The sequence below is a fragment of the Aureitalea sp. L0-47 genome (assembly GCF_026126405.1).
Lineage (GTDB): Bacteria > Bacteroidota > Bacteroidia > Flavobacteriales > Flavobacteriaceae > Pukyongia.
In genome coordinates, this window is sequence record NZ_JAFMTQ010000007.1 from 78,903 (window position 1) to 103,946 (window position 25,044).

The window sequence follows — 25,044 nt, forward strand, 5'->3', positions numbered from 1 at the left end:
AGTTAGCTTGCTGCTATTTGTTTAATTCTCATTCGTGCTCCCGCTGCAGTCCCACTCCCAGGTATTTCCGGGAGGCCCAAGATGAACCTTCACACAGAAAACATGTGCGATAACACATAGCCAGCCGCATCGCTGAGAAACGATTTCGCCAACAGTGGATGAACTTACCACACCCTTAGGGCCCTTAAATGCAATTACCGTATTGGGGTCGGCTTTCTGAAGCGAACTTGTATATACTGCGACATCAAGACCACCAGAAGTGCGCGTAACGCGGTATCGGATGGGATTGCCCTTGTCGTCTTCATAAGCTAACTCTGCGGTTTCACCAGGTTTTAAATAGGAGAAATCGTATTCTTTTCCTGGGCTAAGCACAATGGGATCTGAGGAACATTCTTCTACGCACATGGGTGAGCAACCTATATTCGTATTGTTGCTAGCCCGTACGCTCATCATTAATAATAACCCAAATACGATTGGGATAAAGTGTCTGAAATTTTTCATGTCAAATGTTAATTAGCGGGGGGCTAGAAACTGACATACCTACGACGCAGATTGTGAAGTTAAAATTAATATTGAACCACACAAGGCTGATCAGCACCCTCTTAATCTGATTTCATGAAAACACGGCAATTACTAAAAAACTATATCTTTATCGACAAGGACTTTCTGTTTCAGAACCCGAAAAGAAACATGCAAAAACGATATAATTGGATAGACCAGGCCAGAGGACTTTCGATCTTTTTAGTGGTCTACGGCCATAATTTTCCCGCCAACGAACCATATATCTATTCGTTTCATGTCCCTTTATTCTTCTTTATATCAGGCATGTTTCATCCAAAAAAGATTGATTTATCGGCCATAAAGAGACGAGCGAAAATGATACTGGCCCCCTACTTCATCTGGGCGAGTGCGTTATACTTGTTTTGGTTCTTTTTGGGCAGGAATTATGGCGACAGCGCCACCATGGACGCCTCACCGATAAAGAACTTAATTGGAATACTCTATGCGCAAGGTGGTGGTGAATATATGGACTGGGGAATTCCACTGTGGTTCCTGCCGTGTATATTCCTGGTGTACGTATTGCGAGCCTTAACACAAAAACTAAAGAACAAATATTTGCAGGCTTTTGGGGTGTCTGTACTGGTAGTGCTTGGATTTCTTTGGCCCATCTACTTCGACTTCTCACTACCCTGGAGTCTTGACGTGGCAATGGTTGCCCTTGGATTCTATGCTTTGGGAGAGCTATTGAAACCATACCTTGTGAATCTTTCAACAACCAAGACTGTTTTGCTGCTTGTCTGTTGGCTTCTGATAAACCTGAATGGGTTTTATCTCAACCCAGAAAAAGTGGATATGTACAGATCGATTTACGGAAATGAACTTATGTTCTTCGCAAGTGGACTTGGAGGATCCCTGGCAGTGATATTATTCTTTAAAATAATTCCCATTTTTAGCTTTCTTTCATACTTAGGGCGCCACACCGTCGTTCTTTTAGCAACACATATTAGGATGTTAACCCTTATAAAGATCGTAGCATTCTTTATTTTTGGGGTCACAGTTTTCAATTTTTCAGAACTTGAGAAACTAATTCTGTCTGTAGCACAAGTCGTAATGGTCATTCCTGTGATTTGGCTGGTAAACAAATACGCACCCATTCTTGATGGAAAGGTTAAAAAGACTTAAACCAATAATCTACTTCCACCTCGTAATGAACATCATCATCGTTTTGTTCATTACAGGAGCCTCCTATTATCACGTACCCCTGGAAGGATTCAAGGACCGTATTATATATTTTTTGCACCTATGCGCACTTCAGGCAACAGTGGCCGGATTTTTATATGTGTTGAGCCTATTTAAATGGCCCTTCAGAATCATTTTTCCAATATTGTTTCTCGCATATTCAGGGTTTTCGTTTTGGGCCTATTCCCAAGACATATCCATCACCCCATCTCTCATACAGGGCGTATTGGAAACCAAGCCTGACATCGCAATTGACCTCATAACTGTGCCTTACTTTGTATTCTATGTTATGGCTGTGGCCGCCCTGATATTCATTCTGAAATGGCACAGCAACCTGGACAGGCAAAGAGGACTCAAGATCATGATAGTGCCAGCCCTGGCGTTAATGGTCATGTTCTACCTGATGGAAAGAAGGCAATACGGCATCTTCAAATTCAGATTACCATATAATGTTGCCGTAGCGGTTGAGGAATACTTCGAGAAACCAAACCTTGAGCTGAACATGAACCCAAAAGGGATTGTTTCAAGTTCGGATTCCATTAAGGCTGTATTTGTTCTCGGTGAAACGTTGCGAGCTGATCATCTTCATCTCAACGGCTATTTCCGAAACACAACACCATTTCTTTCTAAAAGAGATGATGTGATTAGTTACCCCGATCTGTTTACATCTAAAACCATAACTGCCACCAGCGTACCTCAAATGCTCACCGACCAAAACCTTGAGGATACCATTCGGCCTTTTACCTCACTGTATACCGTGGCTAATATTGGAGGGTTCAAAACCACATGGATCGGAAACCAGACCATGGAGACTTCCTACTTGCCAATAGCCGAAACCAACGACGATCTCATCCTGGTGGATAAGTACAGGTCTGTATTTAGTTTCGATAAAGAACTTGACGGGGTAATGCTCAAGCCAATGGACTCCTTGTTAAAACTGAGTAACAAACAGTTGATCACACTGCACATGATAGGAAGTCACTGGTGGTATGAAAACCGTTATGAAGATAAGCACCGATTTTTCAAGCCTGTGATTGACAGCAAGTACATTCCTTCTCTTTCCGAAGAACAAATCATAAACTCCTACGATAATACCATAGTGTACCTGGACGAGTTCCTTCACAACATCATAACAAGGCTTGAATCCGAAAGCGTTCCCAGTTTTATGATTTACGCTTCAGATCACGGCGAACTTCTGGGAGAAGGCGGTAAATGGCTGCATGCTCAGGAAGATGACGCTTTAAAGAATCCTGGCTATATTTTGTGGTTTTCAGAATCATTCAGAATAAATTATCCTCAAAAGGTGCGTGCCCTGGAAGTATTACATGACCAACCGATCAGCATGGATTTACTTTATCCAACCATGCTGGATCTTTTGGACATTGAAGTAAACACACCCCAATAAAAAACCCCGATTTCTCGGGGTCTGTTTTTAGAAGGTCACATCCGGATCATCGGTTGGGGGCGGGGTTCGTTTCCGCTTAGACCCTCCGCTACCCATTCGCGGGTTGGACTTATTTTGCTTGCGCATCTCCTCCCCTATTTGATTGCTTGCCACAAAAGACGCGATCATATCGTTCAGCATATTGCTGCCCGCCTGGGGCGAATTGGGAAGTAAGATAAGGTTGGTATTGGTCTCCTCTCCTATCGACTGTAGTGTGTCGTAATGCTGTGTCACCACAATCAGCGCTGAAGCTTCCTGGGAATTGATACCTACATTGTTCAGTACATCCACGCTTTCTTCGAGTCCGCGAGCGATTTCCCTGCGCTGATCCGCGATACCTTGCCCCTGCAACCTTTTGCTCTCTGCCTCTGCCCTGGCCTTGGCAACGATCTTAATGCGTTCTGCCTCTGCCTCGTATTCGGCGGCTACCTTTTCACGCTCGGCAGCGTTAATCCGGTTCATTGCCTCTTTTACCTGGACGTCCGGATCTATATCCGTTACTAGAGTCTTAATGATGTCGTATCCATAGTCGATCATCGCATCGTTCAATTCACTTTTCACTGCAATCGCGATGTCGTCTTTGCGCTCGAACACATCGTCCAGCTTCATTTTTGGCACTTCTGCTCTCACCACATCAAACACATAAGATGTAATTTGATCCTGAGGACTCTGAAGTTTATAGAAAGCATCGTACACCTTGTCTTTCACCACCTGGAACTGAACCGAGATCTTTAAGCGGACGAACACATCGTCCTTGGTCTTGGTTTCTACTAAAACATCCAGCTGTTGAATTTTAAGATTTATACGCCCGGCAATGCGCTGAACAAGAGGAATCTTCATTTGCAGACCCGAATTACGAATACTGCTATACCTCCCGAAGGTTTCTATAATTGCAGAAGTCTGTTGTTTAACAGTAAAAAAAACACCGAAAAGAACGAAAAAAAGGAAGAGACCCAAAGGAATCATCCATAGAAGAAAACCACCACCCATGATAATTGAAATATTAAATTAAAAACATCGTTTAAGATACGAAATTAGCGCTACTTTTAGTGCCCAAATTTGATATCTAACTTTATGTGTCTTCGAAACCTCACGTTCGTTACTTTTCTTCTTTTATTCACATTCAACACACAAGCTCAACGAAATTTTGAAGGCTATAACCGACTCGGTCTTCAGGCAGGAATGACCTTGTTTGACATCAACACTGCCGACCTTACCACGCGACAGGGAACCGGGTTTATGGGTGGATTCACTACCCGCGGATCCTTTCGCGGATCCTTCGACCTTATCTACGGCATTAATTTCTTCGGAAACGAACTTGAAGTACTGGCAATAAATACGGGGGATGCAAGCAACCGGAACGTTGAGGAATATATAGACTATAGTATACAGGCAGTTCAGATCAATTTTCTCGGTAGTTTTAACGTGGTTAGACACCATTTTAGCCTTGAATTCGGACCCGTCCTGAACGTTAACGGAAGGCTTAAAATGAAGAATGAAGACAATTTCGGACAGTACATTTTAGCTGTAGATGACGCCATCATACGCGCCAACGAGATCCAGGATATTTCCAAAGTAAACTTCAGGGTGATGGGCGGATTGACTGCCGGACTTGAGAATTTCCGCGTGTGGGCCCAGTATCAGTATGGAGTGACCAATATGCTGAAAAACCTCAATGACAAGGAACTTGCTAAGAACGATTTTGAGGGAAACAGCAGCACTCTTATCTTCGGAGCTGTTGTCTATTTCTAAGAAATATAGCGAATCGCAGCTTGGAGACGCTTAATGGCTTCGTCCTTTCCTAATATTGAGGCAATCTCAAATACATCAGGACCTTTCATTTCGCCAACAAGCGCAAGCCGAAGTGGCATCATTACCTTTCCAAAACCCATTTCCTGAGAAGTGATCCAGCCCTTGATTTTTTCTGAAATTACTTCTGAAGAAAAACTGTCAACTTCCGAAAGGAGCTTCACCACTGTACCAAGGATACCCGCAGTGTCTTCTTTAAACGCTTTCTTTGAAGCTTTTTCGTCGTATTCCGAAGGAGCAACAAAGAAGAAACTCCCCTGATCCCATAGGTCGGTAACAAAGGTCGCGCGCTCTTTGATCGCAGAAACAATTCTCTTAACATCCATTTCTGCAAAATTAATCCCACGAGGATGGAGGACCTCGGTTTTGAAGTGTTCTGTGATAGTTTCATCAGAAACTTGTTGAAGGTAGTGGTGCTGAAACCAATTGGTCTTTTCAGGGTCAAACTTAGCTCCGCCCTTATGCACCTTGTTCAAATCGAAGGATTCTACCAACTCATCAATGCTAAAGATCTCTTGTTCTGTGCCCGGGTTCCATCCCAGGAATGCTAGCATATTCACCACCGCTTCGGGTAAATAACCATCTTCCCGATAACCCGAATAAGATTCCCCCCCTTCAGTATTCCATTCCAAAGGAAACACAGGGAAGCCAAGTTTTTGACCGTCGCGCTTACTCAGTTTACCCTTTCCAACCGGCTTCATAATGAGAGGCAAGTGTGCAAACTCGGGAGTGTTCCAGCCAAAGGCATCGTATAGCATCTTGTGTAGGGCGAGTGAGGGCAACCACTCTTCTCCACGGATCACATGTGAAATTTCCATAAGGTGATCATCCACAATGTTCGCCAGGTGGTAGGTAGGCATGCCGTCGCTTTTGAACAGCACCTTATCGTCCAATGTATTTGAATCAATGGAAATTGTGCCGCGTATGATATCGTTGAGCAGGATGGTTTCGTCCTGAGGAGACTTGAACCGGATCACATAAGGATCTCCATTGGCCATTCGAGACTTTGTTTCTTCCTCGGAAAGTACCAGGGAATTTTTGAGCTTCTCCCTATTGTGCCAGTTATAGATAAAGGTTTTCCCGTTGGCCTCGTGCTCCTTTCTGTGAGCGTCCAGCTCTTCCGAGGTGTCGAAGGCAATATATGCATTTCCTGAAGCTAATAACTCGTCGGCGTATTTATGATAGAGCCCTTTGCGTTCGCTTTGTCGGTAGGGCCCATAACCACCGTCTTTTCCCGGCCCTTCATCGAAAGGAATATTGAGCCAATTGAGGGATTCAACGATATATTCTTCTGCACCTTTCACATAGCGGTTTTGATCAGTGTCCTCGATCCTAAGGACAAAATCACCCTTGTGCTTTTTTGCGAAAAGGTAGTTGAACAAAGCCGTTCGGACTCCACCAATGTGAAGGGGTCCGGTTGGACTGGGAGCAAAGCGTACGCGTACTTTTTGAGCCATTTCTCTTTCTGAATTTGGCTGCAAAGATACAACCTACAGGCGCATTTCCACAGGAATTCGCTTATTCATGATCCTAAACCACAGAGGGGGGATCAACGAGAGCATCATAGAGGTTGGATAGCCGTATGGCATTTGCGGACTCTCCTCATGACAATCCAGCAATTGGTACTTTTTCGATGCTTTATAGTGATGATCGCTGTGCCTTGTGAGCTCGTACAGCATAATGCGGCCCAAAACGTGGTTGGAGTTCCAGGAGTGTATCTTCTGAACACGCTCATATCGACCGCTCTCAAGTTTTTTCCTACTCAACCCATAGTGTTCGATATAATTAATGGTCTCTAATAATACTGCAGCGGTCACTGCAATTGAGATGGCCACAAACAGGGCGATCTTCCCGAAGATTAAATAAACAGCAACAAGGTATCCCAACTGGAATATGGTGTACCACAGCATATCGTTCTTTATACTGAAGAAGCCATCTTTGTTTCGCTTCAGTAGTTTATTCTGAATTCTCCATGCATTTAAATACTGGTAGAACATGGATCGAACCCAGAAAGCGTATACCGATTGATTGTATCTCGCACTGGCTGGATCTTCAGCGGTTGCCGCATTCTTGTGATGGCCGAAATTGTGCTCTATGTAGAAATGCATGTACAAAGCGGGCAGGAGCAGTAATTTTCCGAGGATGTTCTCCCATTTTCTTCTCCTGTGACCAAGCTCGTGCGCTACATTTATACCATTCCCTCCTAGTACGATCCCCACCGAAAATGATAGCCCGATGAGTTCCGCGGTAGTGTAATTCGCCCAGGACAGGCTGTAAAGGAAGTACAGGATGATCCCATAGACCAGAGGAAGGTTGAGATATAATAGTAAATCGAAAAGAAGATTGTTCTTTTTGCTGGAGACCTCTGTTTCTGTTAAGTTACTCGGATCTTCGGCAAGAATTACCTCCATGATGGGGATGAGTCCAAACGCATAGACCGGAGTTAAGAAGGACCAGATGTCTCGATAGATCAACCCTATTACAGCAACAACAGGAATGGAATAGGCGGCGAGATATTTCAGGTCTTTCATTTTGCTCTTTTTTGGACTGATTTTTGAGATTTCCTTAAGAAATAAAATCGTATTTTAGAAGTTTCTGAATCTAGGAAGTCCACAATATGAGCACCTTTAGTGTCATTCAGCAGAAGCTGGAACAATTTATAAAAAAATATTACACCAATGAATTGATCAAGGGTGCGATACTTTTTTTTGCTATTGGCCTTCTTTATTTCATAATCACACTTTTTGTAGAATACTTCTTATGGCTGGACACCGGAGGAAGGACCCTTCTTTTCTGGTTGTTTGTTGGAGTTGAAACAGCGCTGTTCATTAGGTTTATTGCCTTTCCTCTTGCCAAGCTGTTTAATCTTCAGCAGGGGATTTCTCATGACGAGGCAGCCAGGATCATTGGCAGTCACTTTCCGCAGGTAAATGACAAACTGCTTAATGTTATTCAGCTCAACCAGAATCTTCGGGAATCAGAGCTGCTTATGGCGAGCATAGACCAAAAGGCGTCTCAATTACAGCCTATACCCTTTAAACGAGCTGTAGATTTCAAGAAGAACGTTAAATATTTGAAATATGCGGCATTGCCAGTTTTGGTGATACTCCTGGTAATTGTATTAGGCAAACAAGAAATATTTTCAAGCAGTTATGAAAGGGTGGTCAATTACGATACAGCTTATGAGCCGCCGGCACCTTTTTCATTTTTTGTGCTAAACGAGGAGCTTACGGCTATCGAGAACAGGCCGTTCACGCTGGAAGTTAGAACAGAAGGAGAGTTAATCCCTGAGAACGCCAGCATACGGTATAATGAAGAGGTATATTATTTAGAACAAAAAGCACCCGGTATCTTTGAATATACTTTTCTTCAACCCACTGAGCAAATCCGGTTTGAACTTCAGGCAAATGACGTTGTTTCAAGGGAATACACTGTTGGTGTTGTGAAGACACCATCCATGAGAGATTTTGAGATGTTGCTGGACTATCCTGCATATACCGGAAAGAAAGATGAGGTGCTGAAAAGCAGTGGTAGCGCGACAATTCCGGAAGGGACCTTGGTTTCCTGGAAGGTGGAGGCTCTTAACACCACTCAGGTGGGTTTGAAGACCAAGGATTCCACCTATAGTTTTAAGGAGCTGGCAGAAAACACTTCGCCCGAGATAAAAAGGGACTTTGAGTTCGACAAACGGGTCTACAGAAAGCTCGATTATGCCATAACCACCTCCAACGACGACTTATTTGAATATGAGAACTTGTCGTTTACCCTGGGGGTGATAAAAGACGAATATCCTGAGATCGATGTTGAATCCAAACAGGACAGTACCAACGCACAAATTGTGTATTTCCTGGGTCGTGTAAGTGATGACTACGGCCTTTCAAAGTTGCGGCTGGTGTATTATCCTATTGGGGATGAAACAAACGCCTCTGAAGCTTTATTGCCGGTAAATAAAACTACGGTGGACCAGTTTGTTTATACATTTCCAGGAGAGCTACAACTGGAAGAGGGAGTTGCCTATGAATATTATTTCGAAATATTCGACAACGACGCTATCCACAATTTCAAGTCGAGCAAATCGGGTGTGTTCACCTTCAGAAAACTTACAAAAGACGAGCTGGAAAACGAACAGCTTCAGAACCAGGAGAACACCATAAAAGATCTTGACAAAACCCTGGATGAACTGAAGAAACAGGACAAAACCCTGGAAGAGCTCAGTAAGCTTCAGAAGGAAAAAAAGGAGCTTAACTGGAACGACAAGAAAAAACTTGAGAACTTCCTTAAGCGTCAAAAGCAGCAGGAAGAAATGATGAAGAATTTTTCTAAAGAGATGAAGGAAAACCTTCAGAATTTTCAACCCGAAAAGGAGGAGAGCGACCCATTCAAGGAACAGCTTGAGAAGCGCCTTGATGAAAACGAAGAAAGGCTTGAAGAAAATGAAGAATTACTTGAAGAACTTGAGCGACTTCAGGATAAAATAGAGAAGGAAGAGCTGACCGAGAAGCTGGAGCGGCTTGCTAAACAAAATAAGAATCAGGAGAAAAACCTGGAACAATTACTAGAGCTTACAAAGCGCTATTATGTTTCCAAAAAAGCTGAGAAATTAGCCGAGGAGATCTATAAGTTGGGAGAAGAGCAGGAAAAACTAGCCGATGAACCTGAAGATAAGAATACTAAAGAAGCTCAGGAGGAGCTAAACGATAAGTTCGAGGAATATAAAAAGGAAATGGAGGATCTTCAGAAAGAGAATGAAGGCCTCAAGTCACCCATGGAAATTCCTCAGGACAAACAAGGAGAATCCGAGGTAGATGAAGAACAGCAGAAGGCAACGGACAACCTTCAGCAACAAAATCAAAGCGGAGCCAAGAAGAACCAGAAAAAGGCTGGCCAAAAGATGAAGCAAATGGGCGAGCAGATGCAGTCCATGATGATGCAGGGTCAGATGGAGACAATACAGGAAGATGTGGATATGCTTAGACAGATCCTGGACAACCTTGTGGTTTTTTCCTTTGAACAGGAGGAATTGATGGAGGAATTCAAACTTACCGATTACGGCAATCCGGTATTTGGAAGAAAGCTGAACGTTCAGAACGATCTTAAACAAAACTTCCGGCACATTGACGACAGTCTTTTTGCACTATCACTCAGGCAGCCGATGATCAGTGAACCTATCAATGAATCGATAACTGAGGTTCAATACAACATAGACAAGGCCCTGGAACGGCTAGCCGAAAACCAGATGCGCCAGGGGATATCCAATCAGCAATACAGTGTTACGGGCGCCAACGAGTTGGCAATTCTCCTAAGTGACCTGTTAGGGAATATGCAGAATCAAATGATGATGTCTGGATCTGGCAAAGGACAGGGACAGGGACAAGGCCAGGGCGAAGGTGGAGGAGGAGAAGGTTTCCAGTTACCGGATATTATTAAAAAGCAGAAAAGTCTCAGCGAAAAGATGGGAGAAGGAATGGGTAAGAAACCGGGTGAGGGCCAGGAAGGACAAAATGGAGGAGAAGGTAGTGGCGAAGAAGGAGAGAACGGAAGAGAAGGAGAGAAAGGAAAAGGAGAAAAAGGTGGTGAAGGTGGAGAAGGCGGTGAAGGTGACGGCGGAAGCGGAGGAAATGGCGGAAGTGGAAATGGAGATTCCGAAAATAATGGAGATGGAGACAGTGAGGACATGAATGGTCTCTTATATGAAATTTATAAGCAACAACAACAGCTAAGAAATCAGTTAGAGGATAAGCTCAGCAAGGAGGGGCTTAGCGGTAAAGGAGGTGACATATTAAAAAGAATGGAAGCTGTAGAACAACAATTACTGGACAAAGGTTTTAATGAGCGCACTTTGCAGGATATGCTAAATCTTAATTATGAGTTGTTGAAGTTGGACAAAGCCGACTTTGAACAGGGGCAAGAGAGCAGGAGAGAATCACAGACTAATCGTGATAAATTCCAAAATACCTTGCGACTTACTCCAGAAGATGTGAAAAAGTATTTTAATACTACTGAAATACTGAACAGAGAGGCGCTTCCGCTAAAACCTGAGTTTAAAGAAAAGGTGCAATCCTACTTTAAGAAGGACAATGGTTAATTTTTATTCTGAAAATGATTTTGAACTAACTCATGAGGATGAGTTGGAGCAGTGGATTGAGAAAATTATTGTTGCTGAAGGTTACGAACCTGGAGAACTTAGTTATGTTTTCTGTGATGATGAATTTCTTCTGAAGATCAACCAGGACTTCCTTAACCATGATACCTATACCGACATAATCACCTTCAATTACAACTTAGGGAAACAGGTGAATTCGGAAATATATATTTCTACAGAAAGGGTAAGCGATAATGCTGAAGTATTCAAAGTTACGTTTGCCGATGAACTTCACCGGGTAATGATACACGGAATATTTCATCTATGCGGTTATGGAGATAGCACCGAAAATGAAAAATCTGTAATGCGGGCTAAGGAAAATGAGGCTCTTGCTGCCCGTAAGTTTGTCTAGAGTGTTGATATTCAATTATTTATACGCATAACACTCTGATTAATAGACTTTTACGTATCTTTGCGCACTAAAATTTCACTATTGGTGTTCCACGTGGAACAAATAAAGACGCTATGTTTGAGAATGAATATGATGTAATAGTGGTAGGTGCCGGACATGCTGGTTCCGAGGCGGCAGCTGCAGCAGCAAATATGGGTTCTAAAACCCTACTTGTAACAATGAACCTGCAGAATATTGGTCAGATGTCCTGCAATCCTGCAATGGGTGGTATTGCAAAGGGCCAGATCGTGCGTGAAATTGATGCTTTAGGAGGCTATAGTGGAATTATTTCCGACAAGACAGCGATACAATTTAAGATGCTGAATAAATCCAAAGGACCGGCCATGTGGAGCCCAAGGGTTCAAAGTGATCGAATGCGCTTTTCAGAAATGTGGAGGTTAATGCTGGAGCAAACTCCAAACCTCGACTTTTACCAGGAAATGGTTACGGGAATCATAGTAGAAGGTGATCACGTAGTTGGCGTTACAACATCCCTCGGCCTGGAGATCAGAGCTAAGTCGGTTGTGCTCACGAATGGGACTTTCCTAAATGGCCTGATACATATAGGGGAAAAGCAATTCGGAGGAGGAAGAGCCGGTGAAAAGGCTGCTACGGGAATAACGAAGGACCTGGTGGATCTTGGGTTTGATTCTGGTAGAATGAAAACCGGAACACCGCCAAGGGTGGATGGAAGGTCATTGGATTTTTCTAAAATGATCATTCAACCGGGCGATGAGGACCCACAGAAATTTTCATATTTGGACAGCACACAACCCCTCAAAGAACAGCTCGCTTGTCATATGTCTTATACTTCTTCGGAAGTACACGATTTGCTTCGGGAAGGTTTCGACAGGTCGCCTATGTTCAATGGAAGGATTAAAAGCATAGGACCTAGATACTGCCCATCAATAGAGGATAAGATTCATCGATTTGCAGATAAGGACAGACATCAGCTGTTTGTAGAACCGGAGGGCTGGAATACAGTGGAGTATTACGTGAATGGCTTTTCCACTTCCTTACCGGAAGATGTACAGTTTAAAGCACTGAAGGAATGTGATGGGTTTGAAAATGTAAAATTCTTCCGTCCTGGCTATGCAATAGAATACGATTATTTTCCACCTACTCAATTAATGCACACCCTCGAGACAAAACTTGTAGATGGACTCTATTTTGCCGGACAGATCAACGGTACCACCGGATATGAGGAAGCGGCTTCCCAGGGACTAATGGCCGGAATGAATGCACATCTGAAAGTAAATGAAAAGGAGCCGTTTATTCTGAAACGAAACGAAGCCTACATTGGAGTCTTAATCGACGATCTTATTACCAAAGGCACGGAGGAACCCTATCGTATGTTTACTTCCAGGGCAGAGTACAGAACATTACTAAGACAAGACAATGCGGATTTCAGATTAACTCCAAAGTCGTTTGAACTTGGCTTGGCTAGCGAAGAACGGTTGAAAACTATGGAGCGAAAAAAAGAATCTTCAGACGCCTTTGTCAGCTTTTTTAGAGAAACAAGTATTGCCCCGGAGGAAGCAAATGCAATTCTCGAGGAAAAGAAATCGGCCCCGGTAAAGCAGAGCGACAAGATGTTCAAAATGTTTTCCAGACCGGAAATAACCATGGAGGATATGATGAAGGTGGAATCCGTTTCTGCCTACATTGAGGAGCACGATCTCGACCAGGAGGTGCTGCAGCAAGCCGAAATACAGATTAAATATGCGGGCTATATAGAAAAAGAAAAGAACAATGCCGACAAACTAAATCGATTGGAAGGAATTAAGATCCCGACCAATTTCGATTATACAAAGCTCAAATCCTTGTCCTTCGAAGCCATGGAAAAGCTTAAAGCAATACAGCCGGCCACCGTATCTCAGGCAAGCAGGATAAGTGGAGTGTCGCCAAACGACATTTCAGTATTGCTTGTATATATGGGCAGGTAAAATGTTCCACGTGAAACAATTTGATAAATTCTAAAGTGTCCGAAGCAACCAAAACCCCATATTTAACCACCAAAGATTACCTGGTTTCCGGAGAAACATTTGATTTGATTCACGACGAAGAACTAGATATGCTTTGCACATCTCCTGTTCCTTCAGAGGAATATCTACCGAAATATTACGATAGTGACGCCTATATATCTCACACAGATTCCGAAAAAGGGATCATGGCGTATCTGTATCAAAAAGTGAAAGGGTATGCTTTACGCAAAAAGGTCAAACTTATTGCGAGACATAATAAAGGCGCCGGAACACTTTTGGACATAGGCGCCGGAACCGGGGCATTTCTGGAGGCGGCCTCAAAAAAAGGCTGGGACGTCAAAGGAGTAGAACCCAGTGAGAGGGCTAGGGAGGTTGCTGACGATAGGAGTGTTGATTTAGTTTCTTCGATTGATTCGCTCCCGGAATCCAACTATGATGCAGTTACACTTTGGCACGTGCTGGAACATATGCCGGACCTGGAAAGAACAGTTCATGATCTTGCTTCGATTGTAAGACCCGGAGGAACTTTAATTGTGGCAGTACCCAATTTCAGATCCTACGATGCTCGTTTTTATAATACGTATTGGGCAGCTTATGATGTTCCCAGGCACCTTTGGCATTTTTCAAAAACATCTGTCAGGAAATTATTCTCGAAAGATTTCGATCATGTAAAAACCAAACCCATGCTTTTCGATTCTTTTTATGTCTCATTACTTTCAGAAAAATACAAATCGGGAAACAGATTCTCTCTAAAAGCTATTTGGATTGGATTTATATCTAATCTCAAGGGTTTGGTTTCAAAAGAGTACTCTTCTCACATTTACATCTTCAAAAGACACCATTAGGCCGGTTTTGTGTGTTTTAAGTCTGTTTCGCCAGAAAAACAGGGATTTGCCTTACAGAAAAATAAAAACGCTCCAGAGCGCTTAAAAAGCACCGGTTTTTAATAGAGAAAACAAATTAACAGGAACAACAGCGATAAATTTGACTTATGCCAGCTCTTTTCGGTGAATTAGTCGGGTTAATCGAATAGAAAGATCACTGAAAATGATTTTGGCATTTCCGTTTCGCTCGATGTGATAGATGCCATCTTCAAGTTCATTGAGAATATCGAAAATATTATTCTGATGAACGAAGGGTGAAAATTTTGTGATGTCGAAAGACGGATCCTCCGCTTCGAAGTAGAGAAGTGAATCTGCAGTATAATTCTTAAGCATGGCCTGTCTGAACACTTCAATACAAAAGGAAAGAAATTTCTTTTGTGTTTCACGACCCTGACCGGCCAGGTTCTCACTCCATTTCAGTAATTCACTAATAGCAGCTTTGTTTCCTTTAGCGCGAAAGGCCATACGGACCCAGTCCACAAACCATTTTTCGAATTCAAGATCGTCTGCATTTTGATCTAATATATGAAGTGCATTGTTATAATCTCCAGCCGACCTATGAGCGATTCGCCGAGCTAAATTCGCCTCAACATCTTTACTGTCAGATAGTTGCGACGCAATATCTTCTTCCGAAAGCAAGGGAAAATACAATTTCTGACAGCGGGAATGGATGGTGGTTAACATTGCCTCTTCGTTTTCTGCCAACAATAAAAGAACCGTTTTCTGGGGAGGTTCCTCAACGATCTTTAGGATCTTGTTTGCACAGGCTGTATTCATTTTTTCGGCCATCCAGATGATCATGATCTTATATCCTCCCTCGAAAGATTTAAGCGCCAAAGCCTTTGCTATTTCCGTGGCCTCGTCAACATTAATACTTCCTTGTTTGTTTTCTATTCCCAGCTGTTGCAGCCACTCAAACAAGGAACCGTAAGGATTGGCTGATACAAATTCCCTCCATTCTTCAAGGAACTGATTGCTAACGGGGTGTTTTTTAACCGAACTGGTAGTATTCACTGGGAACACAAAGTGGAGGTCCGGATGAACCAACTTATCAACTTTCATCCCGCAGGAAGTATATTCGGGGGAATCTTCAGTATGCTGAGAACAAAGAAGGGCGCGGGAATAGGCAATGGCCATTGGCAAAAGACCGCTCCCCGTTCTACCAACGAACAATTGGGCATGAGGAATCCTTCCGTTTTCTACAGTTTTTTTGAAAAATGCTTTGAGGTGTTTCTGCCCGATTACATCGCTGAAATCCATACACAAAACTACGTTTTTTTTACTACTGAAAATAAACGGCTAAAGAACTATATTTGTCACTTAAAATGACATGAATGAAAACAGTTAAGGATATAAATTTCGAGGATAAAAAAGTGCTGATCAGGGTGGATTTCAACGTTCCCCTGAACGATGCGTTAGAAGTCACGGATGACACACGCATTCGAGCTGCAAAACCAACCATCATTAATATTTTAGAGGATGAAGGAAGTTGTATTCTGATGTCGCACTTAGGCCGACCGAAGAACAGGGAAGACGAGTTTTCACTGCGACATATAGTGAAAAAAGCAACGGAAGTGCTAGGTGTACAGGTGAAGTTTGTAGATGATTGCATTGGGGAGACAGTTGATGAGGCCGTAGCCCAATTACAACCCTGTGAGATTCTCCTGTTGGAAAACCTGCGCTACTATCCCGAGGAGAAACAGGGAGACAGGGCATTCGCTGAAAAGTTGGCGGCCCATGGAGATTACTATGTAAATGATGCCTTCGGAACCGCACACAGGGCGCATGCTTCTACTGCAGTTATCGCCGAATTCTTTCCTGAAAACAAATGCTTCGGACTTCTGCTCGCTTCCGAAGTTGAAAACCTGAACAGGGTTCTTACCACAGGCGAATCTCCTGTAACTGCTATTATTGGTGGAGCGAAAGTTTCTTCAAAGATCACGGTGATAGAGAATATCCTGGATAAGATCGACCACCTCATCATAGGTGGCGGAATGGCCTTCACCTTCGTGAAAGCCCAGGGAGGAGCTATTGGAAGTTCACTTGTGGAAGAAGATAAAATGGACACAGCTCTGGAAATATTAAAGCTTGCTGAATCCAAAAATGTAAAAGTTCACCTGCCCACGGATTCTATAATTGCGGATAGCTTCAGTAATGAGGCGGAAACAAACATCTCGCCGATTAATAGTATTCCAGACGGATGGATGGGGCTTGATGCCGGTCCTGAAACCAACACTGCCTTTGCGGAGGTGATCTCTCATTCCAAGACTATCTTATGGAATGGTCCGGTGGGTGTATTCGAAATGGACAATTTCGCCCAGGGAACCATTAAACTTGGGCTAGCCATCGCCGAGGCAACCGAAAATGGCGCATTCTCACTGGTAGGCGGGGGCGACTCCGTTGCTGCCGCGAAGAAGTTTCAATTAGACGATAAAGTGAGTTATGTATCTACAGGGGGAGGTGCCATGCTGGAGATGCTCGAAGGAAAAACTCTTCCGGGAATCGAGGCATTGTTAAAATAAACAGCTGGGCATGGGCGTTAGTCCTGTTACGAGGATGTTAAAAATTTGTCCAATGCGCTTGTTTGTGTATTTTTAAGCGATTTTTAATTCAGCCCAATCTGTTCATATCATGAAACCTGCATATCTTCTTTTAATAGTTTTCTTCTTCGGAATTCTAACTGGCATTGCCCAGGAGGAAGAGAATACCGGGGATCTTCAAACCAAAACAGTACAGGTAACAGACTCTATTACAATTCCAGTGAAGGTTGGGGATCTTGTTCAGAATACCCTTGTGACTAATGTGAAGGACACGGTGGTTTTTGCCCTTGAGGACATGGAATCAACGCGAAAGATCGATAGTCTATGGCTGAGTGAGTTATATGCCACCGGCCGTTTTGAGGAGATGTACGGTGCCATTCTGAATGAAGATTACGAGCCGATAGAATACGAAGAACTTCCTACCGAAGTGCTTAAACAGCGACTTGAAGAACTCAATGCCCGAACACCTTTCAATGTAGAATACAACCCTTCACTCGAGAGTGTGATAAAGGGCTATCTCAAAAACCGAAGGAAGACCATGGCAAGACTCATGGCATTGAGTGATTACTACTTTCCTATGTTCGAAGAACACCTGGACAAACACGGGCTTCCACTGGAAATGAAATATCTCGCCATTGTTGAATCCGCGTTGGACCCCAGGGCAAAATCCAGGGTTGGAGCGACAGGACTGTGGCAGTTTATGTACAGCACAGGAAAGATTTTCGGGCTGGAAGTAAATTCCTATGTTGATGAGCGCTCAGACCCTTTTATGGCTACCGATGCCGCCTGTCAGTACCTTAAAAGCCTCGAGCAGAGTCTGGGTGACTGGGACCTGGCACTAGCAGCATATAATTCTGGGCCGGGTAATGTGTCCAAGGCCATAAGACGATCCGGCGGACGTACCAATTACTGGAATATTCGTCATAACCTTCCACGTGAGACGGCTGGATATGTTCCTGCTTTCCTGGCTACTATGTATATTTTTGAGTTTGCCGAAGAACACGGGTTTAAGAGCAATGGCCCGAAATATCCATATATCGCAACCGACACTGTGCGGGTGAAGAATAAGATCGCACTCGAACATGTTGCTAAAGTGACCAACCTGGATATGGAGGAGCTTAGCTTCCTCAATCCCTCCTATATTCACGGGATTATACCGGTGATTAAGGACGAGGATTATGTGCTTCGGCTACCTGTTGACGCCATGGGAAAATTTGTGGCAAATGAGGAGGCGGTATACGCCTATGCTCAGGCAGAATTTAACCAAAGAGAGAAACCGCTTCCACAGTTTTTTGAGCAATCGGATCGCATTCGATATCGTGTGCGTAGTGGGGATTATCTCGGCAAGATCGCGAACAGGTACGGTGTGACCGTAAGCCAGATCAAACGATGGAATGGCTTGAGAAGCAACAGGTTAAGGATAGGACAAAGACTTACCATACACCCCAGGCGCAATGCCCCGAAAAAATCGACGTCGAGCTCAACAGCCACCACTACTACAACCTCCGAAAATGGTGCGAGAACTTATACTGTGAAGAGCGGAGATTCCCTCTGGAGCATTTCTCAAAAATTTCCGGGAGTATCCGTGGAAAATATCAGAAAATGGAACGATATTAGCGGTAATAAGTTGAAACCGGGGATGAAATTAAAGATCCAGAAGGGATAGTCCCATTAAATTTTAACGGATGAAACTAGCACGATTGGCCCTCTTAGGGCTCATATTTATTTTTACTTCTTGCGAAAAAACAGGTGAAGGAAACAAATACTTACTCAAGTCTCTGGGTAATATCAACACCCTTCAGGTAATCATAGAAAACGACTTGTGGAATGGCGAGGTTGGAGAAGAGATCCGAGGTTATTTTGCGGCTCCGGTAGACGGGCTTCCACAGGACGAGCCGCTGTTTTCCATGAACCAGATGCCGCCATCTACTTACACGGACTTTGCCAGGAAATACAGAACCTTTCTTCACGTTTCCATTGGGGATACAGCAGGCGTAGCGATTAAGAATAACCCATACGCCAAACCACAGACGGGCGCATTTATCGTAGGAAAGGATATAGCGGATATTAAAAGGCTGCTTGAGAAGAATTATCAGCAGATCATAGCGGCGTTTAAAGCTTCAGAAATAAAAGAAAAACAACGACGAATAAAAATATCTCTCAAGAAAACAGATTCACTGAAAAAATTCTTCGGAATCAATATGAAAATACCTTCTGCCTATCGATTCGCGGCGGAGAATAAAGATTTCATTTGGTACCGAAAGGCATTAAAATCGGGCGAGACGAACATCGTAGTTTACGAAGTACCAATGGATCTCATACGCAGTGACAGCACTAGTGTAGCCGATATTATTAAAATCAGGGATTCGATAGGAGGAAACCTGGTTCCTGTGGAGGAAGGTGGCCGATTTATCACCGAGGCATATTACGCGCCTTATATCTTTAAAACCAAGATAGACGGCCTGCCAGCCTACGAAACCAAGGGAATTTGGGAGGTTAAAACCCAATTTATGGGAGGGCCATTTCTGAACTATGCCGTAAAGGATTCGGTGAATAACAGGTATGTGATCCTGGAAGGGTTTGTGTATGCGCCGGCTACCAGTAAGCGGGATTTACAATTCGAGTTGGAAGCAATACTTCGGTCCGCGAAATTTCAATAAAAAAACCGGGTAGTTCCCACTACCCGGCTTCTATATTTATCCTTATCAGGAAGTTATTCCTCTATTTTTTTGTCGCTATTATCCTCTTTTGACGCTTCTTTGAATTCTTTGATCCCACTTCCCAGGCCTCGCATCAATTCAGGTATTTTTCTTCCACCAAAGAGTAATAATACAATCACAACAATAAGTACAATTTGCCATGGGCCGATTGCAAGGGGTAAAAGTAATGCAGTCATCTTTAAGAAATTTATAAGACAAAGGTAACAAGAATTCCTTAGATACAACGTTTTCAGGGTAAGTTTAGCATACTCGGAAGGGGTTTAATTATATTTGCAAACCAGGAACAAGGATTAAATGACGGCAAAGAAAAAAAGTAAGGGAAGGATCAAAAGAAAGCTACTGCACAAGTATAGACTGGTGGTATTGAATGAAGATACTTTCGAGGAGCGGTTTTCTTTTAAACTGAACCGATTGAACGTTTTCGTGTTCAGCACCATATTCGCAGTTTTCCTAATTGCTTTGACTACCCTGCTGATAGCATTTACACCACTTCGGGAATACATTCCGGGATATTCCTCCACTGCCTTAAAGCAGAAGGCCACGGACCTTACCTTCAAAACCGACTCACTGCAACAGGTGATAAATATCAACGAAAGCTACCTCGCCTCCATACGAAAAGTACTTTCAGGAGATGTAAAAACGGTGGAATTCAATAAAGATTCGGTTTTGGAACTTGCGAGTCAGAATCCTTCGGAAGTTGACTTTTCGCCTTCCCGGGAGGATTCATTGCTGCGCGAAAAAGTGTTTCAGGAAGACAAATATAACCCACTAGTAGATCCGGAAGTCGTTACTATCGTACTCTTCCCACCTGTTAAAGGAACGGTTTCTGAAGGGTATAATCCCGAGGAAAAACATTATGCTGTCGACATAGTAACCGCCAAGGATGCCCCGGTAAAAGCTACGGCAGACGGAACCGTAATTTTTGCAGAGTGGACGGCAGAAACAGGCTATGTTATCATCCTGGAACACAAGAATGGTCTTATTTCAGTATACAAACACAATGCTTCCCTGGCAAAAGAACAAGGTGAGCTTGTGAAAGCAGGAGAGGTAATTGCTGCGGCCGGGAATACCGGGGAACTTTCTACGGGACCCCACCTGCATTTTGAGATCTGGAGTGAAGGCTACCCAATTGATCCTGCTAATTTTATAGATTTCGACTAACTATGAAGTTTAAAGCTTTAGCTGCCAAGATCTTCGCTGCCCGGGTTGCCAGACGCAACAAGAAGTGGATTTCGAAACCACTGAAAACACAGCAAAAAGTCTTCCGGTCCCTCCTAAAACAAGCTGCAAATACCCAATTTGGAAAAGATCATGGATTCAGCGAGATCGAAACCTACGAGGATTTCACCAAACGCGTGCCCGTTCGGGATTACGAAGGTCTGAGGCCTTATGTAGACAAAATGGTTGCCGGTGAGCCCGATATTCTCTGGCCCGGTAAACCATTGTACTTTGCCAAGACCTCAGGAACCACTTCCGGTGCCAAGTTCATACCGCTTACCAAGGCGTCCATGCCAACCCATATTCGCGCAGCCCGGGATGCCATCCTCTCTTATATTCATGAAACAGGGAATTCGGATTTTGTGTCGGGAAAGATGATCTTTCTTCAAGGAAATCCAATCCTGAAAGAAGAAAATGGGATTAAACTGGGCAGATTGTCGGGAATAGTGGCTCATTATGTCCCGGGATACCTTCAACGAAACCGCCTACCCAGCTGGGAGACAAATTGTATAGACGATTGGGAGGCCAAGGTTGACGCTATTGTTGAGGAGACGAAGAAGGAGAACATGACGGTTATTAGCGGAATACCTTCCTGGGTGCAGATGTATTTCGAACGACTTATCGAGACATCCGGAAAGAAGGTGGGAGAGCTATTCAGCAACTTCAATTTGTTTATCTACGGAGGCGTGAATTACGAACCGTATCGGGCGAAATTTGAGGCGCTTATCGGGAGGAAGGTAGACAGTATCGAGCTGTATCCGGCCAGCGAAGGATTTTTCGCTTACCAGGACAAACAGGGCGAACGCGGCATGTTGCTTTTGCTGAATTCAGGTATGTTCTATGAGTTTATCGAAGCGGAGCATTTCTTCGATGAAAACCCAAAGAGGGTAATGATTTCAGAAGTAAAAACAGGAGTTAATTACGTGATGATCATTTCTACCAACGCCGGACTATGGGGATATAACATTGGTGACACGATACAGTTTACTTCTACAAATCCGTACAGGGTGATCGTTTCCGGAAGGATCAAGCATTTTATTTCGGCATTCGGGGAGCATGTAATTGGCAAGGAAGTAGAACAGGCAATGCAACTCGCAATGCAGGATCACGGTTTTAGTATTACTGAATTTACCGTGGCGCCGCAAACAAACCCCGATGACAAAGGACTTCCTTACCACGAATGGTTGATCGAGTTCGATAGCTCCCCTGAAGACCTGAGTGCTATTGCCGAGACTATCGACAAGCACATGCAGGATCAGAACAGCTACTATTTCGACTTGATCTCGGGCAAGATATTACAGCCGCTTCGAATTAAATCCCTGAAAAAAGACAGCTTCAATTTATTGATGAAACAACAGGGTAAATTAGGAGGACAAAACAAGGTGCCGAGACTATCGAATGACCGTAAAATTGCAGACGGGTTATACGATCTACAACCGTAAAATTAGTACTATCTTTGCAGGCAAATGAGCCCATTGACAGCCCATAAAAGAACGCGAGCTCAGGAGAGTTCTGGAGCTATTGAACGAATGTACATTACTATGCGGCATTTGTTCAACAGGGGTTTTTATAAGCCTATGGGAATTTCTGGAGAAACCCTTCGCGAATCACTATTGATTCTAAGTCCGGAAATATACGGTACAATAACTGAAGAGAAAATTGAACTGGAAGGCTTGCTTTACGTAATAGACCGTTTGCCTTATGGTATCGAGGAATGTCGCTTCATTAACCTTACATCCGATGAGGGTTACAAGAACTCACATTTCAAACCTATAATCCCGGCCAAACGCCGCCGAAACTGTTATCGCATTGACGAGGAGCAGATGAACATTGAGATTACAAGAGGGCGTTCGGAGATATATGACATACTAACTCACCTTACGTTTCTGTATATCGAGTCGCATAAGATCATGAAACAGGTTATGATCAATGAAGCAGGCGATCTGATCCGCGACTGGCATAAACTGGAAGAGGCTGTGAAGGTGAACAAAGAACTTTCGCAGAAAGACAAGGAGATAGCCCTAACCCATACCGCCAATTTCCTTGGAAGAACCTTCGAGGAAGTAAATGCAATTTACCCGTTGTTCGAATGTCCTGAGATCAATAACAGGTTTCTAAACATCATCTACTATCTTGGGAAAAGGGCCATGGAGGAGGAAATGACAGGCACTAAGCGACTCATTACGTTTAGCCCTGTCCTGCGAGAACGCCTGGGTCATCATATCCACGGAGAGCAATGGGCGTTGAATATTAAGAGAGTCCTTGATGATAAAGGCCTGTTGCGCAGGCCTCTGCATGTGATCAGCGCGAATATGCACAGCGTTTTGAATAGCCTCTTCGCCGCCAAAGCACTCACCTCTGAATTCAAAGATTCGGACCCAATGGTTATTTTCGAGAAACTCAGCGATCCTAAGAGCCTGAAACTGCAGCAAAAGGTTAAGAAATATGGTTTGGCCAACGGAATGACCTATATCGAAGACGATTCCGGGGCGAATATCAATGTTCAGATATTCGACTCCAAGTACTTCTACGTTCCGGCTGTTGATATGCCGGAAGAAGATATGCCCGTGATCATAGTTATGGATTATGCCTTTGGAGAACAGGCCTATGAAACCATGGATGAACTACTAAAACCCTATATTATCAACGGTAAGCGTGAGCTTATGCACGTTGAATCCATTTCAATTATGGGAAAAGCGGGTATTTTGAGTGGCAAGAAAGGCGACATCATGATTCCCAGTGCACACGTATTTGAAGGGACTGCCGATAATTACCCTTTTAAGAACAAGCTGAAAAAATCACATTTTGACGACGTGGATATCGACGTTTGTTCGGGAACCATGATCACGGTGTTGGGAACATCACTGCAAAACAGGGAGATTCTCAAGTTCTTTCATAATTCTACCTGGAACGTTATCGGACTGGAGATGGAGGGAGCTCACTATCAGAAAGCGATTCAGTCGGCGTCTAAAATTCGGGGGAGTATAAGTCCGAAAGTCGCCGTTAGATACGCATATTATGCTTCGGATAACCCATTGGAAAGTGGTAGCACCTTAGCATCTGGCGGACTCGGAACCGCAGGGGTAAAACCCACTTACGTGATAACCGAAAAAATGTTAAAACAGATTTTAGCCTAATCTAAAAATATATTTTGAAACACACTAACATACTGATTACCGGGGGTGCAGGATTCATAGGATCCAATTATGTCATTCATTTGCTCGAATCGACCGAAGCAATCGTTTATGTATTAGACAAGCTTACTTATGCCGGTGATATGAGAAATTTGGAGTCGGTTTCCAACCATACGAACTTCCATTTTATACAGGGGGATATTTGCGACAAGGATTTTGTATCTGAAATGTTCCGGAAGCACGAATTCGACCAGGTTGTTCACTTTGCGGCAGAATCGCATGTGGATAATTCCATAAGCGGACCTTCGGCATTCATTGAAACTAATATCGTAGGGACCTTTAACCTGCTTCAGGCGTCTTACGCTACCTGGATGAATGGCCCCGGACAATTCAAAGACGAGTTCAGGCACGCCCGCTTCCTGCATGTTTCAACCGATGAGGTTTACGGATCCCTGGGAGAGACCGGGCTATTTACCGAAAGCACGGCATATGCCCCGAACAGTCCGTATAGCGCGTCTAAGGCGTCTTCAGACTTTATTGTTCGTAGTTACTTTCACACATACCAGTTACCTGTTGTAACTACCAACTGTTCGAATAACTACGGCCCTAATCAGCATAAAGAGAAGTTGATCCCTACCATCATTCGCAAGGCCCTGGCTGGGGAGTCTATCCCTATTTACGGTGACGGCACCAATGTAAGGGACTGGCTCTATGTTCTGGACCATTGTAAAGGGATCAAACTAGCTGTAGAAAAAGGTCAATTGGGAGAGACGTACAACATTGGAGGCCGAAATGAAAGAAAAAACCTGTACATCGCCGAGAAAATTTGTGATATTCTTGACGAAATGGCACCAAAAGATACAGCTTACAAAGAACAAATTACCTTTGTAACAGATCGGCCCGGGCATGATTTCAGATATGCTATTGACGCCACGAAAATAGAAAACGAACTTGGCTGGAAGGCGGATGAGAATTTCGAATCCGGAATTACTAAAACCATAGAGTGGTACCTTCAGCACAGAGAAAGATTAGACTAA

The 25,044-nt window shown here is 43.6% G+C and carries 20 protein-coding genes; 14 read left to right on the plus strand and 6 right to left on the minus strand.

Going from position 1 to position 25,044, the window contains the following annotated elements; genetic code table 11:
- Window positions 1-21 precede the first annotated feature (21 nt).
- Window positions 22-501, minus strand: coding sequence for a hypothetical protein (locus tag J1N09_RS08780; protein ID WP_265199772.1), 480 nt, complete (start codon window positions 499-501; stop codon window positions 22-24).
- A gap of 114 nt (window positions 502-615) precedes the next feature.
- Between J1N09_RS08780 and J1N09_RS08785 the strand changes: the two genes are divergently transcribed.
- Together J1N09_RS08785 and J1N09_RS08790 are read left to right on the plus strand one after the other, a co-directional pair.
- Window positions 616-1,683, plus strand: coding sequence for an acyltransferase family protein (locus J1N09_RS08785; RefSeq protein WP_265199774.1), 1,068 nt, complete (start codon window positions 616-618; stop codon window positions 1,681-1,683).
- A complete protein-coding gene (locus J1N09_RS08790; RefSeq protein ID WP_265199775.1) occupies window positions 1,661-3,145 on the plus strand; it encodes a phosphoethanolamine transferase in 1,485 nt (494 codons plus the stop codon). Before J1N09_RS08785 ends, J1N09_RS08790 begins: the two co-directional genes overlap by 23 nt.
- A gap of 27 nt (window positions 3,146-3,172) precedes the next feature.
- Here the strand turns inward: J1N09_RS08790 and J1N09_RS08795 are convergent, their stop codons facing one another.
- Window positions 3,173-4,150: an SPFH domain-containing protein gene (locus J1N09_RS08795; RefSeq protein WP_414826846.1), complete on the minus strand. Its 978-nt coding sequence runs from the start codon at window positions 4,148-4,150 to the stop codon at window positions 3,173-3,175.
- Window positions 4,151-4,258: 108 nt separating this feature from the next.
- Here J1N09_RS08795 and J1N09_RS08800 point away from each other — a divergent pair, with 108 nt between their 5' ends.
- Complete coding sequence (locus J1N09_RS08800) at window positions 4,259-4,936, plus strand: hypothetical protein (RefSeq protein WP_265199777.1); 678 nt, start codon at window positions 4,259-4,261, stop codon at window positions 4,934-4,936.
- Here J1N09_RS08800 and gltX read toward each other — a convergent pair.
- Together gltX and J1N09_RS08810 are read right to left on the minus strand one after the other, a co-directional pair.
- A complete protein-coding gene (gene gltX, locus J1N09_RS08805) occupies window positions 4,933-6,450 on the minus strand; it encodes a glutamate--tRNA ligase (RefSeq protein WP_265199778.1) in 1,518 nt (505 codons plus the stop codon). The genes J1N09_RS08800 and gltX overlap by 4 nt on opposite strands.
- A gap of 33 nt (window positions 6,451-6,483) precedes the next feature.
- Window positions 6,484-7,524, minus strand: a complete 1,041-nt coding sequence (locus J1N09_RS08810; protein WP_265199779.1) for an alkane 1-monooxygenase — start codon at window positions 7,522-7,524, stop codon at window positions 6,484-6,486.
- Between the two features lie 86 nt (window positions 7,525-7,610).
- Here J1N09_RS08810 and J1N09_RS08815 point away from each other — a divergent pair, with 86 nt between their 5' ends.
- The 4 genes from J1N09_RS08815 to J1N09_RS08830 all read left to right on the plus strand — a co-directional run bounded on the left by J1N09_RS08815 (window position 7,611) and on the right by J1N09_RS08830 (window position 14,356).
- The gene (locus tag J1N09_RS08815; protein WP_265199780.1) at window positions 7,611-11,078 is read left to right on the plus strand and encodes a DUF4175 family protein; all 3,468 of its coding nucleotides are present in this window, start codon (window positions 7,611-7,613) and stop codon (window positions 11,076-11,078) included.
- Window positions 11,071-11,487 carry an rRNA maturation RNase YbeY gene (gene ybeY, locus J1N09_RS08820; protein ID WP_265199781.1) on the plus strand — a complete coding sequence of 139 codons (417 nt, stop codon included), beginning with the start codon at window positions 11,071-11,073 and terminating at the stop codon, window positions 11,485-11,487. The genes J1N09_RS08815 and ybeY overlap by 8 nt, the downstream gene beginning before the upstream one ends.
- Before the next feature lie 113 nt (window positions 11,488-11,600).
- On the plus strand, window positions 11,601-13,472 hold the full coding sequence (mnmG, locus tag J1N09_RS08825; RefSeq protein ID WP_265199782.1) for a tRNA uridine-5-carboxymethylaminomethyl(34) synthesis enzyme MnmG: 1,872 nt from the start codon (window positions 11,601-11,603) through the stop codon (window positions 13,470-13,472).
- Window positions 13,473-13,507: 35 nt separating this feature from the next.
- Complete coding sequence (locus tag J1N09_RS08830) at window positions 13,508-14,356, plus strand: class I SAM-dependent methyltransferase (protein WP_265199783.1); 849 nt, start codon at window positions 13,508-13,510, stop codon at window positions 14,354-14,356.
- Between the two features lie 144 nt (window positions 14,357-14,500).
- On the opposite strand, the gene J1N09_RS08835 is transcribed toward J1N09_RS08830, so the two are convergent.
- The gene (locus J1N09_RS08835; protein WP_265199784.1) at window positions 14,501-15,655 is read right to left on the minus strand and encodes an ATP-binding protein; all 1,155 of its coding nucleotides are present in this window, start codon (window positions 15,653-15,655) and stop codon (window positions 14,501-14,503) included.
- A gap of 74 nt (window positions 15,656-15,729) precedes the next feature.
- Between J1N09_RS08835 and J1N09_RS08840 the strand changes: the two genes are divergently transcribed.
- From J1N09_RS08840 to J1N09_RS08850, 3 genes are all read left to right on the plus strand, one after another.
- On the plus strand, window positions 15,730-16,917 hold the full coding sequence (locus tag J1N09_RS08840; RefSeq protein ID WP_265199786.1) for a phosphoglycerate kinase: 1,188 nt from the start codon (window positions 15,730-15,732) through the stop codon (window positions 16,915-16,917).
- A 109-nt stretch (window positions 16,918-17,026) separates the two neighbouring features.
- On the plus strand, window positions 17,027-18,601 hold the full coding sequence (locus J1N09_RS08845; protein WP_265199787.1) for a lytic transglycosylase domain-containing protein: 1,575 nt from the start codon (window positions 17,027-17,029) through the stop codon (window positions 18,599-18,601).
- 19 nt (window positions 18,602-18,620) lie between these two features.
- On the plus strand, window positions 18,621-19,595 hold the full coding sequence (locus J1N09_RS08850; protein WP_265199788.1) for a DUF4837 family protein: 975 nt from the start codon (window positions 18,621-18,623) through the stop codon (window positions 19,593-19,595).
- A 53-nt stretch (window positions 19,596-19,648) separates the two neighbouring features.
- On the opposite strand, the gene tatA is transcribed toward J1N09_RS08850, so the two are convergent.
- Window positions 19,649-19,831: a twin-arginine translocase TatA/TatE family subunit gene (gene tatA, locus J1N09_RS08855; protein WP_265199789.1), complete on the minus strand. Its 183-nt coding sequence runs from the start codon at window positions 19,829-19,831 to the stop codon at window positions 19,649-19,651.
- 118 nt (window positions 19,832-19,949) lie between these two features.
- Here tatA and J1N09_RS08860 point away from each other — a divergent pair, with 118 nt between their 5' ends.
- Genes J1N09_RS08860 through rfbB form a run of 4 tightly spaced genes read left to right on the plus strand, consistent with a single transcriptional unit; the run spans window position 19,950 to window position 25,044 of the window.
- Window positions 19,950-20,816, plus strand: a complete 867-nt coding sequence (locus J1N09_RS08860) for a M23 family metallopeptidase (protein ID WP_265199792.1) — start codon at window positions 19,950-19,952, stop codon at window positions 20,814-20,816.
- Window positions 20,817-20,818: 2 nt separating this feature from the next.
- The gene (locus J1N09_RS08865; protein WP_265199793.1) at window positions 20,819-22,315 is read left to right on the plus strand and encodes a GH3 auxin-responsive promoter family protein; all 1,497 of its coding nucleotides are present in this window, start codon (window positions 20,819-20,821) and stop codon (window positions 22,313-22,315) included.
- A gap of 24 nt (window positions 22,316-22,339) precedes the next feature.
- On the plus strand, window positions 22,340-24,010 hold the full coding sequence (locus J1N09_RS08870) for a DUF6909 family protein (protein ID WP_265199795.1): 1,671 nt from the start codon (window positions 22,340-22,342) through the stop codon (window positions 24,008-24,010).
- A 14-nt stretch (window positions 24,011-24,024) separates the two neighbouring features.
- A complete protein-coding gene (rfbB, locus tag J1N09_RS08875) occupies window positions 24,025-25,044 on the plus strand; it encodes a dTDP-glucose 4,6-dehydratase (RefSeq protein WP_265199796.1) in 1,020 nt (339 codons plus the stop codon).